Here is a 16,435-nt window from a genome sequence, read left to right as displayed (position 1 = left end):
AATGGGCGCTATTGCGAGATGGGCGGTACGGGCGGACCCGCGGCGGCAACGGGCGGTGCCGGCGGCGGTGCCGAAGTCGTCACCGCGGTTGGCGTGTCAGACGGCGCCGACGGCCGTACGGCAGCCGGCTGAGGCGCTGCGATGGGCGCAGCTGCGGACACCGCAGCTGAGGCCGTCGGCGGCGCCGGGGTGACGGGGGGCACGGGATCGGCCCGCAGCACGGGGGTCTCGCCGCCGCTCTCCTTCGGCGCCTCGATCCTGGCGGCCTCAGGCTTGGCTTCGCCCGCCGGTTTGGTTCCTTCGGGTTTGGTTCCCTCGGGTTTGCCGTTGTCTTCCTTGGCGGTTTCGGCCTTGGCCTTGTCGTCTGCCGACGGTTCGGCCTTTGGCGGCTCATCCTTGGCGGCGTCGGTCTTGGGCGATTCTTCACCGCCCGGCCTGGCGGGCTTGCTCAGCCTCTGCTTGGCGGTCAACTTGCGGCCGTCGGGGCCGCGCTCGATCGCCGCCTGGGCCGGTGCTTGTCCATCCACAGCGGGTCTCGCCGCGTCGGGCGCCTCCCCCGGCCGGGCCAGGCGCTTGCCATTGCGGCCCTGGCGCCCGGCCTCGCCCTGCGCCGGAGGTTCCGCGGAATCGGGCCTGACGGCCTCCTGCGAGGGCGCCGGCCGCAATCTGCGGCCCTGCCGGTCGAGCTGTTCGGTTGCACCAGCGGGTTTCGCATCGCCCCCCTGCTTTGCCTGATATCGGGTATCGCTCGCGCCGTTGGAGATCAGGAAGCTGCTGAGCAGCGAGGCCATATCGCCGCTGGTCGTGTAATGTTGCCGCAGGAAACCCGGCAGCGATCCGGCCGACACCGTCTTCAGCAGGCCCCGAGGACTCTTGTGACAAGCGTTGCAGGTGCCGGCAAAAATCTGCGAAGGACTCTTGCCGGCCTCAAGATTTTGCGCCTGCGCCCACGCCGGGAACACCGCCCAACAATTGATCAGAAGCGTCACCGCCGCTAAACTGAGCGCTCGGCTCAACATTCCCTATTCTCCAGATGCGGAATTCGCTCCCAGCGCCCCAAAATCGGGCACCGGCGGCGGTCAACCTTTTAGCCGATTATCGCGCGAATGGAAGCGCGCTTGTGACGCAACTGCGTGAACGCGGCGTTCCGGAATATCCGCTTTGTGTACAATGCACTAGCGCGCAGGTTCCATCACCCCTATGATCCCCAAACACGCGGAACAATTCTGTTCCCCGTGCGTCGGGTGTGACGGCCGGGACGTTAGCTTCTACGGGATCGCTTATTCGGTGGTTTCGATGGACCGATTGTTGCGTTATTTCCTGCAGCAGTTCATTCGCCGCGGCGCGATGACATTTACCACCGCGCGCGGGGCGAAATTTAGCTGCGGCGATGGGACCGGCGAGCCGGTTTCCGTACGATTCCTGACCACCGATGCCGAACGCCGGGTTCTGCTCAACCCCGAACTGGCGCTCGGCGAAGTTTACATGGAAGGCACCTTCGTCGTCGAGCATGGCTCGATCGCGGACGCGCTGGCGATCCTGATGGACCAGCCGGAAATATTGCCGCGCTTTGCCAAGCTGCAATGGTGGCTGCGATATCTGGTCAGGCATATCAGGCAGTTCAATCCGCGCCGTCGCTCGAAAGACAATGTCGCCCACCATTACGACCTCGACGGGCGGCTCTATTCGCTTTTCCTGGATTCCGACAAGCAGTACAGCTGCGGCTATTTTGAGAAGCCGGAGGCGACGCTGGACGATGCTCAGCTCGCCAAGAAGCGACACATCGCCGCCAAGCTCCTGATCCGGCGCGGCGACAAGGTGCTCGACATCGGCTCGGGGTGGGGCGGCCTTGGTCTGTATCTGGCCGAAATGACCGGCGCCAACGTGACCGGCGTCACCCTGTCGACCGAGCAGCTGCAGGCCTCGAACGCCCGGGCCGCCGAAAAGGATCTGACGCAATCGGCGAAGTTTTTCCTCGAAGACTATCGCGACATCCCGGGCCCGTACGACCGTATCGCATCGGTGGGCATGTTCGAGCATGTCGGCGTCGATTTCTACGACACCTACTTCAAGCGATGCGCCGAACTTCTCACCGATGACGGTGTCATGCTGTTGCATTCGATCGGCCGCTCGGACGGCCCCGACGTCACCAATCCATGGATCGCGAAATACATTTTCCCCGGCGGCTACATTCCCGCGCTTTCCGAAGTGATGCCCGCGATCGAACGCGCCGGACTGCTGGTGTGCGATATCGAAATACTGCGGCTGCATTATGCGGAGACGCTGAAGGCGTGGCGCGAGCGCTTCATGGCGCGGCGCGAGGAGGCGGTGCGGCTCTATGACGAGCGCTTTGCACTGATGTGGGAATTCTATCTCGCCTGCTCCGAGATGTCGTTCCGCAAGCAGAACCTGATGAATTTCCAGATCCAGCTCACCAAACGCCAGGGCGTGGTGCCGATGACACGCGACTACCTCGTGCGCGAAGAAGCAAATCTGCGCGGGGCCGAGCGCGGCAAGCGGCCGCGGCTGCAGATTGCGGGCGAGTAGCCCAGCGAAGGCGGCCTGAGTGCTAGTTTCGCAGGCTGAAATGAGAGCCGTATGCCGGGTAAGCCGCAGCGGGTCGGGCAAGCTGAGCGCGCACCGCAGCCAATTCCAGCCGATCACAGGGAATCGCGCGCAATTCCGGACGGGAAACCTTCTCCATGGTGTCGACCAGCGTCGACAGCCACAGATTCTGGCCCCTTCCCGATCGCCATGACTGAAGTTGCTGGCCCATCGCCTGTCCTTGCCTAAACCGGCATCCGCCAACCGACTCTTATCAATTCCAGCGCCACCAACGGGTTCCCGCCTCACTCGAATGAGTAAGCCCCATGCGGGATTAGGTTCACCCCAGGACCTGAATTTCCCGATTTTTCCATCGAGGACGCGTCCGAACAGCCCAAGCTCCGGCAAAACCCGTCAAGCGCCCCACGTCCTGTGGCCGGGAATCATCCACTTGTTTTAATGAACGGTGCATAAGCTGCGGGCTGTCGCTTCCGCTTTCCGCGGGACAGGCGCTTTATCCCTGCCCCTCATCCGACAAAGTTCCAAGAACACTCAACCCTCATGGCCGCATTTGATTCGAACGTCCTCAAGCTCGCCCCCGACGCGGGAACTCCGGCCTATCGGAGCGCACCGCACAATATCGAGGCGGAACAGAGTCTGCTGGGTGCGATCCTGGTCAACAACGACGCGTTCTACCGGGTGTCGGATTTCCTCGAGCCCAGGCATTTCTTCGAACCGATCCATCAGACCATCTACGAGACGTCGGGCAGCCTGATCCGGATGGGCAAGGTCGCAACCCCGGTCACGCTGAAAACCTTTGTTCCGGCCGAAACCGACATCGGCGGCATGACGGTCGGCCAATACCTCGCCCGCCTCGCCGCCGAAGCGACCACCATCATCAACGCCCACGACTATGGCCGCACGATCTACGAACTGGCGCTGCGCCGCGATCTGATCCGGATCGGCGAGGACATGGTCAATGTCGCCTTTGACGCGCCGGTCGATTTTGCCCCGCGCGCGCAGATCGAGGATGCCGAGCGAAGGTTGTACGAACTGGCGGAATCCGGCCGCTACGACGGCGGCTTCCAGCGTTTTGCCCAGGCCCTCACCATCGCCGTCGACATGGCGGCCAAGGCCTTCCAACGCGACGGCAAATTGTCGGGTATCGCAACCGGGCTGCGCGATCTCGACATCAAGATGGGCGGCTTGCAGCCATCCGACCTGATCATCGTGGCGGGACGTCCCGGCATGGGCAAGACCGCGCTCGCCACCAACATCGCCTATAATGTAGCAAAGGCGCATCGCGCGGAAGTTCAGGCCGACGGCACCATGAAGTCGGTCAATGGCGGCATCGTCGGTTTCTTCTCCTGCGAAATGTCAGCCGAACAGCTCGCCACGCGTATTCTGGCCGAACAGACCAGCATTGCCTCAAGCACCATCCGCCGCGGCGGCATCAGCGAGACCGATTTCGAGAAAATCCGCGACTACTCGATCGAATTGCAGTCGCTGCCGCTCTACGTCGACGAAACCGGCGGCCTTTCGATTTCCCAATTGACCGCGCGCGCGCGCCGGCTGAAGCGGCAGAAAGGCCTCGATCTGATCGTGGTCGACTATATTCAGTTGTTGCAGGGGTCCGGCAAGCGCGGCAACGACAACCGCGTGCAGGAGGTCACCGAGATCACCACCAGCCTGAAGGCGCTCGCCAAGGAACTCAACGTGCCCATCATCGCGCTGTCGCAGCTATCGCGTCAGGTCGAGAGCCGCGACGACAAGCGCCCGCAACTGTCCGACTTGCGTGAATCCGGCTCGATCGAGCAGGACGCCGACGTGGTGATGTTCGTGTTCCGCGAGGAATATTATCTTGCCAACAAGGAACCGCGGGTCGGCACGCCGGAATACGAAAAGTGGCAACTCGACATGTCGCTGGTGCACGGCAAGGCCGAAGTGATCATCGGCAAGCAGCGCCACGGCCCCACCGGCACGGTCGAACTGCAGTTCGAGGGTCAATTTACCCGGTTCAGCGACCTGGCGCACGACGGCCACCTGCCCGATCGGTCCTGAGCGGAGGCGTCGCCCGGTTGAACCGGCGAGGCCTCACGCGTAAAACGGCGCCATGAACATCGTCTCCGAACCGAACTCGATCCCGGCCGGCTCCGTGCTCTCGCCGGAAGCCAATCAGGCGGCTGCGCTCGCCACCGCCACCGGCGTGCTGTCAGTCGATCTCGATGCCGTCGTCGCCAACTGGCGCAAGCTTGAAAAGACCGCGGTGCCGGCCGAATGCGCCGGCGTCATCAAGGCCGACGCCTATGGCTGCGGTCTCGAGCCGGTCGCGCGCGCGCTGGCCAACGCCGGATGCAAGACATTCTTCGTCGCGACACTCGATGAAGCGCGCGCCGCGCGCGCCGCCATACCCTCGGCCGCGCTTTATGTGCTCGATGGCTTCATCCAGAACAGCGGCGAGGCCTACGCCAAGATCGACGCCAGACCCGTGATCGGCGATCTCAACGAGCTTGCCGAATGGGACGTGTTTTGCCGCCGCACCGGCTGGGCCGGAGGTGCTGCCATTCATATCGACACCGGCATGAACCGGCTCGGCCTTACGCTGGCGGAGGCGCAGGGTATCATTCCCAGGATCAACGCCGGCGATCACGGCATTACGCTGGTCATGAGCCACCTCGCCTGCGCCGAAAGCCTCAACCATCCGCTCAACGCCAGGCAGCTTGCAAGCTTCCGCCAGATCGCCAGCGTGTTTTCCGGCGTCCCGGCGTCGCTGGCCAATTCCTCGGGCATTTTCCTGGGCGCCCCCTTCCAGTTCGACCTGGTGCGGCCGGGGGCTGCGCTTTACGGCGTCAATCCGACGCCGGAGTCCGACAATCCGATGCAGCCGGTCGTCGAACTGAAAGCGCGGGTGGTGCAGATCCGCGACGTCGAGCGCGGCGAAAGCGTTGGATATGGCGCGACCTGGACAACGCGACGGCCGACCAGGCTGGCGATCGTCTCGGCCGGCTATGGCGACGGTTATTTCCGCGCCGGCGGCAGCAACGACGGCACGCGCGGCGCCGAGGTGATGGCCGCCGGCAAACGGTGCCCGATCGCCGGCCGCATCTCGATGGACCTGATGGCGATCGACATCACCGATCTCGAGAAGAACGCGGTGCGCCGCGGCCATCTGGTGACGCTGATCGGCGACGGTATCACCGTCGACGAACTCGCACATCATTTCGGCACCATTGGTTATGAGGTGCTGACAAGTCTCGGTTCACGCTACGCGCGGGTCTATAAGGGCGGCACGGCCGACGGCGCCGTCGGCTAGCTTCCCCCTACTTCTTCTGTGCGTCGAGGACCTTCTTGCAGGCATCGCTGAGCGCGTCGTGTTGCTTATTGAGACACGCAACGATCCGGCCACCGCCAGGAATGGTGCCTGTGCAGTACTTGTCAAAATCCGGCTTGCAGGCCGCACGCTGTTCGGCGGTCAGGCTCTGCGCAAAGGCCGTGGCGGAAAACCCAGTGGCCAATACGGCAACGGCGATCGCTAGCCTCTTCATGAAATCTCCTGTCTTGTTTGTTCGACCATAGCCGATCTACCGATGAAAATCGCAACCTTCAACATCAACAATATCAACCGGCGCCTGCCGAACCTCTTGCTGTGGCTGCATCAGGCCAAACCCGACATCGTCGCCCTGCAGGAGCTCAAATCGACCGACCGTGACTTTCCGCTTTCCGCGATCGAAAAGGCCGGCTATGGCGCGGTATGGCGCGGACAAAAGACCTGGAACGGCGTTGCGATCCTGGCGCGGAACGCCGATCCGGTGCTGATCAGGACCGAACTGCCGGGCGATCCCGGTGACAGCGAGGCGCGCTACATCGAGGCCGCCGTCAAGGGCATCATCGTCACCAGTATCTACTTGCCGAACGGCAATCCGCAGCCCGGACCGAAATTCGACTACAAGCTCGAATGGTTCAGGCGGCTCAGATCGCACGCCGCGAAATTCGTCAAGCAGGAAATCCCCGCGGTGCTGGCGGGCGACTACAACGTCGCGCCGACGGAGCTCGATATCTATCCAACCAAATCATGGGACAAGGACGCGCTGATCCAGCCGAAAAGCCGCGCCGCGTTCAAGTCGCTGGTGGCGCAGGGCTGGACGGATGCGATCCGCCACCTTCATCCGACCAGGCCGATGTTCACGTTCTGGGATTACAAGCGCAACCGCTGGCCGCGCGACGCCGGCCTGCGGCTCGATCATCTGCTCGTGAGCCCGGCGCTCGCACCTCGGCTGAAGAAGGCCGGCGTCGACCGCACGGTGCGCGGCGAGGAAGGCGCCAGCGACCACGCGCCGGCCTGGATCGTCATCAAATAGCCAACAGACGCCTGGCGTTCGCCGCGACATGCTCGCGGTAGCGGTCGATGATATCGGCGGTCGACGCGCCCGCCATCAGGCTGGCGGTGGCCTCAAACATCGCATCGACCTTTTCGCTGACCATCAGCTGCGCCTCGCGATCGGAATCCTCGCCGGTGACGGCGAGTTTTGCCAATCGAAGAGAGATGACCTCACAGGCTTCGAAGGCCAGCATGGCACCGGCAAGCCACGGGAAGCCGTCGACGGAGCGTGCAGAGAAATTCATCGCGATACCCAACTTTCTGAAACTCGTAATGACTTCAATACGCGTCAAATTTTAAGGACCCGGGCGCGAGACCTACGACATTTTGGACTTTGCGGTGACGGCTGATTAACCAAGTGGCCGATGGGAGCTGCCGTCGGTGCAGGAGGCCCGACGCGAACTGGTCCAGCGTTCGCAGGAAAGGCGACGGTGCGCTGGCACGGGACGAATGACGCGGTTTCAAATTTCAAACCGCCAGTCCGACCGTCATTGCGAGCGTTAACAATCCATTGGGCAACAAGAAAAAGTCGTTTGCTTCGTTGCGGGCTCCGCGCAACGACGTCAGGATGGAGTTCTCCGGCGTCGCCCGCTGCCACGCCCGCAATGTTGCGGTGCGCTATCGCCGGTAACCGGCGACTACCGCTATTGGGTTCACGTTTGGATCGAGCACCGCCCGCTTAGTCAATGGTTAGGGAAGTTGCCGTACCATGGCCGATTATTACTGGTCTTGATTTGAAATTAGGCGGCCACAACTTTTCCAATGGCCCTGAAATGCTCGTTCATTTCGTTACCGACGAACCTGGGAAGATTCCGGCCATCCGCGCGATGCTGGAGCCACGCTATGACGTGGCGCCCCAGCTCCTGGGACGTGATGAAATGCAAGTCATCTCAAACGCCGTGCTGATGGTTGACGCCGACCTGCGCAAAGCGGCTCGTGTCGAGCAGATCAGGCTTGTCTTGCGCGGGCTCAGCTGCGTCACCGAGAAGCTGTTTATCGTCCAGAGCCACCTTCAACAGATGGTCGCGCAGGCCTACGCACTTGGGGCGACCGCGGTGCTTCGCAGTTCCAGGGAAATGGTATTCAAGCTTGCGGAGATCGAAGTCGCGGAGAAGGCGGTAAAAACTGATTTTGCCGTTGCCTCACCTGGTATCGCAGATGCCGCGGCGGCCTTTGCGTCGATGTTCGCGGCGATCCGCAACGGCAAATCCATCAACCTTTCAGATGCGGAAACCGCCACATCCCAAATCATCAATGGCATCGACAAAAACGGGCTTGGCGCATGGCTGAACGACGTTCGCCGATACCATGAGGGAACGTTCCAGCATTGCCTGCTGGTAACAGGCGTGGCGGTTGGCTTCGCTCTGGATCTAAGCTTCGCCTATCCGGACTTGAAGCGGCTCGGAATAGCGGCAACCCTGCATGATATCGGGAAGGCCAGAACTCCCCTGTCGATACTTGACAAGCCGGCGCGCCTCGACCCGGTTGAAGAGGAAATCATGCGACGCCACCCGGTGATCGGACATGATTTGCTGAAGGATATCCAGGGCATCCACCCGGACGTTCTCGACGGGGTGAGGCACCACCACGAATACCTCGACGGCTCCGGTTATCCCGATGGGCTGACGGCGCCGAAGATTTCGGATCTGGTGCGATTGCTGACCATCTCCGACATCTTCGCGGCACTTATTGAGCAGAGGCCGTACCGGCCGCCAATGCCCCGCGCAAAAGCCTACGAGATGCTGTGCGGGATGGACGGAAAACTGGAAGCATCGCTTGTCAGGGCCTTCCGGAAGGTAGCGCTCGTGGCGTGAGGCAGGTGATTTTTTTGATGTTTCGACCGGCGGTTTCTTAAATCCGGTCGTTCGTTTGGGGCAAAATTGTCATGGCTACGGCAGCATCGACGCGTTTGATCGGCGAACTGGATGACGTCATCGAACTCGGGACGCCCGCGCGACGGGTGCAAATTCTGCGAAAGGTGACAGACCTGTTCCGGGCCGATGCCGATCGCCTTGAAGAAACCCAGACCAAAGTTTTCGACGAGGTTTTCGTTCGGCTGATCGAGCGCGTCGATATGCCGGCGTTAGCCCAGCTCAGCGCCATTCTTTCCGAATTCGACATCGCCCCGAGCGAGACGGTCCGCCAGCTTGCGTTTCATGATGATGCCGCGGTCGCCGCGCCGATGCTGGCAAAGTCCAACTGTCTGCCCGAACAACATCTCGTCGAAATCGCCAATACGCACAGCCAGCAGCATTTACTGGCCATTTCGGCGAGAAAGACTCTCAATGAAAGGCTGACCGATACGCTAATAAGACGTGGTGACGTCAACGTCACCAACGCGCTCGCCCGGAATGGCGGAGCGCGTTTCTCCGAATGCGGTTACGCGACGCTTGTCGGAAGGGCAGAACGTGACGAAAGCCTGACAGAAAAGCTCGGCCTTCGATGGGACATTCCAGCGAGGGTCTTGCGGGAGCTTCTTGCAATGGCCAGCGACGCGGTGCGGGCGCGATTTCTGACGGCGACGCGACCCGTGCCGCACGAGCAGTCCCAGGCACCGATTGCGGCCAGCGTCGTTGCGCCGGCGCGGATCGACTATACACAGGCGATCAGCGAGGTGAATACGCTCAATCGCGCCGGCAAGCTGAGCGACTCGGTGGTGAACCGGTTCGCGGTAAAGGACAGATACGCCCATGTGGTGGCCGCGCTTTCATTCATGGCGGAAGTAAAGATCGAAGTTGTTGAATTTCTGATGAAGAGCGACCGGCTGTATGGCCTGATCGTGGCCTGCAAGGCCTCCCGGCTGAGCTGGTCAACCACGACCATGATCATCCGCGCCCGGCCAGGATGCCCGCCGCTCACCGAGCGGGAGTTCGAACAGGGTCTGGAGGTTTTCGACGCGCTGCTGCTATCCGTGGCGCAATGGACCACTCGGTTCGGATCGGATGCAATCGCGGCGGAGAAGGATCGCGCCCATACCGCGGTCGCCTGATTTGGCCCAAGCCACGCCGTCGAGCGGCGCGTTGCGCCAGGGCATAGCGAGCGGCGTCGGCATCGCGGGACTCAAGCAACAAATCGAAACAGCCCGTGCGAGCGTCCATTGAGGTCAACGAAACGCCGACAGATTTGACCAAAAGAGGTGGTTCATTGACCGGATGCCGCTGACTTTATTCATCAGCGGTGCCATTTACTTCTGCCTCGGCCATCCCCACATAAGGTTTATGGCGAACTGGCAAAAAAGCTTTACGAAAGAACCGGCGAAGACGAAGGCTGAGCTGCGCCAGATGCTGACCGAAGCCGTCCGCAACACCCCGTCCGGCGCGGACCATGCACCTCAGCCGAAGGCCGAAGCGATCGCGGCGGGCGCGGCCAGCGCCGATTAAACCTGCCGGGCCCCCAGTCACCACCCCCCATCGCTGCCAATTCCAGCCGGGATGCGACCGATTTCATTCGCGATTAGCGCGAAAGCTCAAAAAGGAAAAGTGTATGCGGAAGCTTCCCGAGCCTACTGAACAAGAGATCAACGAGGGACCCCAAACGGTGTCTTTTCAGATTGCGAATGGGAACACGCGGCAGGGCTGCATTCTGCAAACCAGGTTCCCGACGAAGCTGCAGGCGCAGAAGTACCTTCTCACAAACTGGCCGATCATCGAAAGGATGGCCCGCAACGCTCTTGCGGCCGGAACCTTTGAAGGCGGCCAGATCAAACTCGTGATGGTCTGACCGGCCGATGCGGACACCCGCCAGAGCCTGTTGACGCAAGCCCCCGATTTGGCAAAGGCGTCGCCGAATGCGAAACCCTAGACTAGAGCCTCGGTTCCGATTCAATCGGAACCGAGGCTCTAGCTTTTTGTTTTGACGCGTTTTCTTTACGCGAACCGGGATCCACTTCGATCCACTTCTTCTTTACGCGAACCGGGATCCACTTCGCTGGAAAACGCTCTAAATGCGATCTGGAAACCGGATGATGAAGTTGTCGTGGTTGGGCATCTTCACCTTCGGCAGGGTCTGCGCATTCATCTCGTCGCTCGGACCGATCAGCTTGTTCTCGGCGAGAATATAAGCCGTCAGCGCGTAGACTTCATCATCACCCAGCGAACGCGGCGCCTGGAACGGCATGGCGCGGCGGATGAAATCGAAGATCGTCGTCGAATCCCCGATGAAGTTCTTGATGGTTTTCTGCGCCGCGGAGATGCCCTCGATCTTCTTGTCGCTCACGAGCGCTGCGGCGGCGCCACCCTTGCCGCTGTCGCCATGACAGGCTGAGCACTTTTCGGCATAGATCACCGCACCTTTCGCCGGCGTGCCACTGCCCTTCGGCAGTCCCGTGCCATCGGGCAGAATGCTGATGTCCCAGTTGGCGATGGCTGCCTCGTCGATCGGCTTGCCGAGATTGGGCGTCTCGGCCAGTGACGCGGAGGCCGTGATCGCCAACAGCATGGAAGCGGTGAAGATCGCGCGCTTAGGCGTAAACATGCTTGACCTCCCCGCTGCTCGCGACGCCCCAGCTGGTGATCGAATTGTAGTGCTGGTTGGGAAAGGCCAACACCGGCGCCGGTTTATCCAACTGGCCGCGCGCGGCGACGAATTCGGCGCGGGTCGGTTGCACGTTGCCGGATTCATCCCAGGCGCGGCTCTGCAGCGTGGCAGGACCGCCGTCCCAGCGCCACGGCAGGCGGAAACGGGTGAAGGCCTTGCTCAGCACCGGTTCCTGAAGCGCTGCCTGCGCCCAGCTCTTGCCGCCGTCGGCGGAGACCATGACTTTCTCGATCCGGCCGGTGCCGGAATAGGCGATGCCCGAAATCTCGTGGAGACCGGGCCCCTTCAACGCCATGCCGTGGGACGGATGGGTGATGAAGGATTTCACCTCCTGCAGGAAGTAGAACCGGTAGGCCTTGCCGCTTGGCAGGATCGGCGAATAGGTCCGAGCCTCGTAGTAGCTCATGCCGGGTTGTTCCACGAGCTTGAGCCGCCGCAGGAACTTGACGTTCATGTTGCCCTCGTAGCCGGGCAGCAGCAGGCGCATCGGATAGCCGTTGCCGGGCATGATGCGCTCGCCGTTCTGGTAGAGCGCGATCATGGCGTCATCCAGCGCCTTCTGCATCGGCACGCTGCGGCTCAGATGCGGCGAGTCCGCGCCCTCCGCGATCAGCCATTTCGCGCGTGGATCGACGCCGGTTTCCTCCAGCAGGGTGGAAAGCTTGACCCCGGTCCACTCCGCGCAGGACGCGAGCCCGTGCAGCGCCTGCACGGTTTCCTGCATCGGCTCGGGCGCAAACATCGGAGCGCTGTTGCCGCCGCATTCGACGAACGACACCCGCGAGGTCATGGGATAGCGCGACAGCGTTTCGAGCGTGAACTCCAGCGGCTGCTTCACGAGGCCATGGATCACCAGCCGATGCTTGTCCGGATCGATGGTGGGAATGCCGCCATGATTGATCGTGAAATGCAGCCCGTTCGGTGTGGTGGTTCCCTCGAGAAAATGGTGTGGCGTGCGGGAATGCGAATTGCGCGCCTCGTGATTGGGATTGCTCAGCGTGCGCACCACCTTGGCCTCGAACTTCGACGGCACCTGGTAGAGCGGCGTCGGGTCGCCGACTTCAAGGCTCCACGGACCATCGCTGAGCGGTTCGGCGCCCGCGGCCGCCGACGGACCAATGCCTGCGCCCATCGCGCCGGCGATCACCATGCCGCGCCCCAACAGCGCGCGGCGGTTGATCAACCCGTTTCCCGCAGCAGCTTCCAAAGTCTGACCGCGCACGTCGCGGTCGCCAGACCTCGCCATCCAAGCCTCCCCTGGTTTGAAGGACGTTATCGATCGCCATCGACCGTCCCTTTTTGCTGATCCAACACGGTATCCCGTTCCGATATGGCCGTCTACATCCCGCGAACCTGTCGCTATTCTTGACGCCGTGCGAGCAAATGCCACCCGTCAGGCTGAAAATCACAGCCGATTCGCAGGAGACGCCACTCTTGAACTTCCTGTTTGTGCTGGCAGTCGGGCTCGTCGCGGGCACCCTCAGCGGCATTGTCGGCACCGGCTCGTCGATCATGCTGATGCCGGTTCTGATCTATCAATATGGGCCGAAACAGGCCGTGCCGATCATGGCGATCGCCGCAGTGATGGCCAACCTGTCGCGTATCCTCGCCTGGTGGCGCGAGGTCGACTGGCGCGCCTGCGCCGTCTATTCCGTGACCGCTGTTCCGGCGGCAGCGCTCGGCGCGCGCACCTTGCTGGTGCTGCCGTCGCGCGCGGTCGATATTTCCATCGGCGTATTTCTGATCGCGATGGTGCCGGCGCGACACTTCCTCGCCCGGCACCAATTCAAACTCTCGCTCTGGCATCTTGCGATCGGCGGCGCAGTGATCGGCTACCTCACTGGCATCGTGGTGTCGACCGGCCCCTTGAGCGTGCCGCTGTTTCTGTTTTACGGCCTCACCAAGGGCGCGTTTCTGGCCACCGAGGCCGCAAGCTCGCTCGGAATGTATCTCAGCAAATCCGTGACCTTCCAGCACTTCGGTGCCCTGACGCTCGATATCGCGATGCAAGGCCTGATCGCCGGGTCCTCGCTGATGTTCGGCGCCTTCATCGCCAAGCGGTTTGTCTTGCGGCTGGAGCCGGAGGCGTTTCGGCTGGTGATGGACGCGATCATGCTCGTGGCGGGGGTTGCCACGCTTTGGACGGCATTTTCATAGAATCGGCTGACGGCGTCGGCCGATCTGAACCAACTGCTGCGAATCGCCGACGAAGGGACGCGTCTTGCATCGAATTATAACCGGCCATGGACATTGCAGTGGCCCGGATTCAGTCCCTTTGAACCCAGGAGCATTAGATGAACAGGGAAATTATTGCCGCGGCCGTCCTTGGCGTGATTGCGATCGTGGCACTTCTTGGCAGCTGGTACACGGTCGATCAGACCGAGCGCGCGGTCCTGCTCCGCAACGGCGCCGTCGTCGGCACCGCGCAGCCAGGTCTGGGCTTCAAGATTCCCTTCATCGACAGCGTCGAGAAGATCAGCGTCAGGACCTCGACCTACACGTGGGACAAGATGAATTCCTACTCCTACGATCAGCAGCCGGCGGACCTGAAGATCAGCGTCACCTTGCGCGCCTCGCCGGACAAGGTCGCCGACCTCTACGCCAAATTCGGCCGCCTCGACACCGCGGTCAATCAGGTCGTCAACCCCGTGGTGAACCAGCAGGTCAAGGTGGTGTTCGGCCGCTATACCGCGGTGAAGGCGATCCAGGAACGCGGCGCGCTCAACGGTGCGATCAAGGACGCCATCACCGAGACGCTGAAATATGATCCCATGATTATTATCGAAAGCGTGCAGCTGGAGAATATCGAGTTCAGCGCCAACTATCTGCACTCGATCGAGTAGCGCATGCTGGCGGAGGTCGAGGTGCAGAAGCTGCAGCAGAACGCCGAGCGCGAAAAGGTGCAGGCCCAGATCACCGTCACCCAGGCCAATGCGAAGGCCAACGCCGTTCGCGCCGAGGCGCAGGCAAATGCCGACGCCACGCGGCTGAACGGCGAAGCCAGGGCCTCCAACATCAAGATCACCGGCGAAGCCGAAGCGGCCGCTATCGAAGCCCGCGCCAAGGCGCTCGGCACCAACCCCAACCTCGTCACGCTGGTGCAGGCCGAAAAATGGAACGGCGTGCTGCCGACCACGATGGTGCCGGGCTCGGCGGTGCCATTCGTGTCGGTGAAGTAAGGCTGGACGAAAGCGATGGCGCCGGTGCCGGAGGCGGAGATCTCCGGCATTGCCGCCCCTCATTCCATGCTATGGGAAGGCAATCGGATTCGAATCCGTTGCCAAACCAAGCTCCCCGATGGCCAAATCCGCCCTTTCCTTTGTCTGCCAGAACTGCGGCGCGGCGTATAATCGCTGGCAGGGCAAGTGCGAATCCTGCGGCGAGTGGAACACGCTGGTCGAGGAGGATACTACCGGCGCCACCACGATGCCGGTGTCGATCCGCAGCAAGCGCAAGGGCCGGCTGTTTCAACTTGAAAGCCTGACCGGCAAAAGCACGGAGGCCCCTCGCCTGCCCTCCGGCATGGCCGAACTCGACCGCGTCACCGGCGGCGGTTTTGTGCGCGGCTCGGTGCTGTTGGTCGGCGGCGATCCCGGGATCGGCAAATCGACGCTGCTCACCCAGGCCACCAGCCTGATGGCGCGCGCCGGCCACCGCGCGGTCTATATTTCCGGCGAAGAGGCCGTCGCCCAGGTGCGGCTGCGCGCCGAGCGGCTGGGATTGGCGGATGCGCCGGTGCAGTTGGCCGCGGAAACCTCGGTCGAGGATATTGTTTCGACGCTGTCCGAAGGCGCGGTGCCGCGGTTGATCGTGATCGATTCGATCCAGACGATGTGGACCGACACGGTGGAATCCGCGCCGGGCACGGTGACGCAGGTGCGCGCTTCGGCGCAGGCGTTGATCAGGTTTGCCAAGAAATCAGGTGCTGCGATCATTCTGGTCGGCCACGTCACAAAAGACGGCCAGATCGCCGGCCCCCGCGTCGTCGAGCACATGGTGGACGCGGTGCTGTCATTCGAGGGCGAAGGCTCGCAGCAATTCCGCATCCTGCGCGCGGTGAAAAACCGTTTTGGCCCGACCGATGAGATCGGTGTGTTCGAGATGACGGGCTTGGGGCTTCGCGAGGTCTCCAACCCTTCCGAGCTGTTTTTATCCGAGCGCGATCTCGGCAGTCCGGGCACCGCGGTGTTCGCCGGAATCGAGGGCACCCGCCCGGTGCTGGTGGAATTGCAGGCGCTGGTGGCGCCGACCACGCTCGGCACGCCCCGCCGCGCCGTGGTCGGCTGGGACCCGAGCCGGCTGTCGATGGTGCTGGCGGTGCTGGAGGCCCATTGCGGCGTCAAACTGTCCGGCCATGACGTCTATTTGAACGTCGCGGGCGGCCTGCGCATCCAGGAACCGGCGGCCGATCTTGCCGCCGCCGCCGCCCTGGTGTCGTCGCTGGTCAATGCGCCGTTGCCGACGGATGCGGTGTATTTCGGCGAGATTTCGCTGTCGGGCGCGGTCCGGCCGGTGGCGCAGACCTCGGCCCGGCTGAAGGAAGCGGCCAAACTCGGCTTCGGCCGCGCCGTGCTGCCCGAATCGGCCCGCGGCGAGGTCGGCGGCGACGCCGGCCTCTCCCTCACGACCGTGGGCGGATTGACCAGCCTGGTCGCCGATATCGCCGCGCGCGGTGCGCCGAAAGCCAACCGGGAGAGCTCCGCGACGGAGAAAAATGCCACACCTGCACGATTCCGGCGTCAGGAGGGCTAGCCCGACGTCAGGTCACCGGTCCCCGCCGCCAGGGTCTGAATCAACCCAGTAGATCAGACTCCAGCGGTATCTTTTTGTTGAGTATGATCTTTTTGGAAAACCGGTTTCCACTTTTCCGGATCATGCTCTATACAACCCGCGCACCGGGCTGGATGGCACGATTTCCGGCCTTGCGGGACAACCCGTCTGACCGTCACCTAGGGCGGCACCGACACGCCGATTCGC

At 62.4% G+C, this 16,435-nt stretch carries 18 protein-coding genes; 12 read left to right on the top strand and 6 right to left on the bottom strand.

The features are described from left to right. Positions 1-8: 8 nt before the first annotated feature. A complete protein-coding gene (locus E8A46_RS06430; RefSeq protein ID WP_291558823.1) occupies positions 9-1,019 on the bottom strand; it encodes a hypothetical protein in 1,011 nt (336 codons plus the stop codon). A 277-nt stretch (positions 1,020-1,296) separates the two neighbouring features. Here E8A46_RS06430 and E8A46_RS06425 point away from each other — a divergent pair, with 277 nt between their 5' ends. Next, positions 1,297-2,547 carry a cyclopropane-fatty-acyl-phospholipid synthase family protein gene (locus tag E8A46_RS06425; RefSeq protein WP_291558821.1) on the top strand — a complete coding sequence of 417 codons (1,251 nt, stop codon included), beginning with the start codon at positions 1,297-1,299 and terminating at the stop codon, positions 2,545-2,547. Between the two features lie 22 nt (positions 2,548-2,569). Here E8A46_RS06425 and E8A46_RS06420 read toward each other — a convergent pair whose 3' ends face one another. Then, positions 2,570-2,776 carry a transcriptional regulator gene (locus E8A46_RS06420; RefSeq protein ID WP_291558819.1) on the bottom strand — a complete coding sequence of 69 codons (207 nt, stop codon included), beginning with the start codon at positions 2,774-2,776 and terminating at the stop codon, positions 2,570-2,572. Between the two features lie 329 nt (positions 2,777-3,105). Here E8A46_RS06420 and E8A46_RS06415 point away from each other — a divergent pair, with 329 nt between their 5' ends. Both E8A46_RS06415 and alr read left to right on the top strand, forming a co-directional pair. Then, positions 3,106-4,605: a replicative DNA helicase gene (locus tag E8A46_RS06415; RefSeq protein WP_291558818.1), complete on the top strand. Its 1,500-nt coding sequence runs from the start codon at positions 3,106-3,108 to the stop codon at positions 4,603-4,605. A gap of 52 nt (positions 4,606-4,657) precedes the next feature. After that, positions 4,658-5,857, top strand: a complete 1,200-nt coding sequence (gene alr / locus E8A46_RS06410) for an alanine racemase (RefSeq protein ID WP_291558816.1) — start codon at positions 4,658-4,660, stop codon at positions 5,855-5,857. A gap of 7 nt (positions 5,858-5,864) precedes the next feature. Here alr and E8A46_RS06405 read toward each other — a convergent pair whose 3' ends face one another. Then, complete coding sequence (locus E8A46_RS06405) at positions 5,865-6,089, bottom strand: cysteine rich repeat-containing protein (protein WP_291558814.1); 225 nt, start codon at positions 6,087-6,089, stop codon at positions 5,865-5,867. 42 nt (positions 6,090-6,131) lie between these two features. Between E8A46_RS06405 and E8A46_RS06400 the strand changes: the two genes are divergently transcribed. Next, entirely contained in the window at positions 6,132-6,902 is a 771-nt protein-coding gene (locus tag E8A46_RS06400; RefSeq protein WP_291558812.1) for an exodeoxyribonuclease III, read from the top strand. Here the strand turns inward: E8A46_RS06400 and E8A46_RS06395 are convergent. Further along, the gene (locus tag E8A46_RS06395; RefSeq protein WP_291558810.1) at positions 6,895-7,167 is read right to left on the bottom strand and encodes a hypothetical protein; all 273 of its coding nucleotides are present in this window, start codon (positions 7,165-7,167) and stop codon (positions 6,895-6,897) included. The two genes, E8A46_RS06400 and E8A46_RS06395, sit on opposite strands and share 8 nt — an antisense overlap. 441 nt (positions 7,168-7,608) lie before the next feature. Between E8A46_RS06395 and E8A46_RS06390 the strand changes: the two genes are divergently transcribed. The 4 genes from E8A46_RS06390 (at position 7,609) to E8A46_RS06375 (ending at position 10,642) form a co-directional block, all read left to right on the top strand. Further along, complete coding sequence (locus E8A46_RS06390) at positions 7,609-8,736, top strand: HD domain-containing phosphohydrolase (RefSeq protein ID WP_291558808.1); 1,128 nt, start codon at positions 7,609-7,611, stop codon at positions 8,734-8,736. 71 nt (positions 8,737-8,807) lie between these two features. Continuing rightward, entirely contained in the window at positions 8,808-9,911 is a 1,104-nt protein-coding gene (locus E8A46_RS06385; RefSeq protein WP_291558806.1) for a DUF2336 domain-containing protein, read from the top strand. Positions 9,912-10,074: 163 nt separating this feature from the next. Then, positions 10,075-10,302 (top strand): hypothetical protein, encoded by a 228-nt coding sequence (locus E8A46_RS06380; RefSeq protein WP_291558805.1) that lies wholly within the window; start codon positions 10,075-10,077, stop codon positions 10,300-10,302. Between the two features lie 103 nt (positions 10,303-10,405). Beyond that, the gene (locus E8A46_RS06375; RefSeq protein WP_291558803.1) at positions 10,406-10,642 is read left to right on the top strand and encodes a hypothetical protein; all 237 of its coding nucleotides are present in this window, start codon (positions 10,406-10,408) and stop codon (positions 10,640-10,642) included. Between the two features lie 219 nt (positions 10,643-10,861). Here the strand turns inward: E8A46_RS06375 and E8A46_RS06370 are convergent, their stop codons facing one another. Both E8A46_RS06370 and soxC read right to left on the bottom strand, forming a co-directional pair. Further along, complete coding sequence (locus E8A46_RS06370) at positions 10,862-11,395, bottom strand: cytochrome c (RefSeq protein ID WP_291558800.1); 534 nt, start codon at positions 11,393-11,395, stop codon at positions 10,862-10,864. Next, positions 11,382-12,704 (bottom strand): sulfite dehydrogenase, encoded by a 1,323-nt coding sequence (soxC, locus tag E8A46_RS06365; RefSeq protein WP_291558798.1) that lies wholly within the window; start codon positions 12,702-12,704, stop codon positions 11,382-11,384. The genes E8A46_RS06370 and soxC overlap by 14 nt, the downstream gene beginning before the upstream one ends. Positions 12,705-12,892: 188 nt before the next feature. On the opposite strand from soxC, the gene E8A46_RS06360 reads away from it, so the two are divergent. The 4 genes from E8A46_RS06360 (at position 12,893) to radA (ending at position 16,210) form a co-directional block, all read left to right on the top strand. Then, a complete protein-coding gene (locus E8A46_RS06360) occupies positions 12,893-13,615 on the top strand; it encodes a sulfite exporter TauE/SafE family protein (protein ID WP_291558797.1) in 723 nt (240 codons plus the stop codon). 137 nt (positions 13,616-13,752) lie between these two features. Beyond that, on the top strand, positions 13,753-14,301 hold the full coding sequence (locus tag E8A46_RS30415) for a prohibitin family protein (RefSeq protein WP_363251200.1): 549 nt from the start codon (positions 13,753-13,755) through the stop codon (positions 14,299-14,301). Positions 14,302-14,304: 3 nt separating this feature from the next. Then, on the top strand, positions 14,305-14,637 hold the full coding sequence (locus E8A46_RS30410) for a hypothetical protein (protein ID WP_363251198.1): 333 nt from the start codon (positions 14,305-14,307) through the stop codon (positions 14,635-14,637). Positions 14,638-14,755: 118 nt separating this feature from the next. After that, positions 14,756-16,210 carry a DNA repair protein RadA gene (radA, locus tag E8A46_RS06350; RefSeq protein WP_291558795.1) on the top strand — a complete coding sequence of 485 codons (1,455 nt, stop codon included), beginning with the start codon at positions 14,756-14,758 and terminating at the stop codon, positions 16,208-16,210. Positions 16,211-16,435 lie beyond the last annotated feature (225 nt).

It is taken from the genome of Bradyrhizobium sp. (assembly GCF_004799445.1).
GTDB lineage: Bacteria > Pseudomonadota > Alphaproteobacteria > Rhizobiales > Xanthobacteraceae > Bradyrhizobium.
Note: the sequence above shows the minus strand (reverse complement) of the source record. Positions and strands in the feature narration are given on the sequence as shown.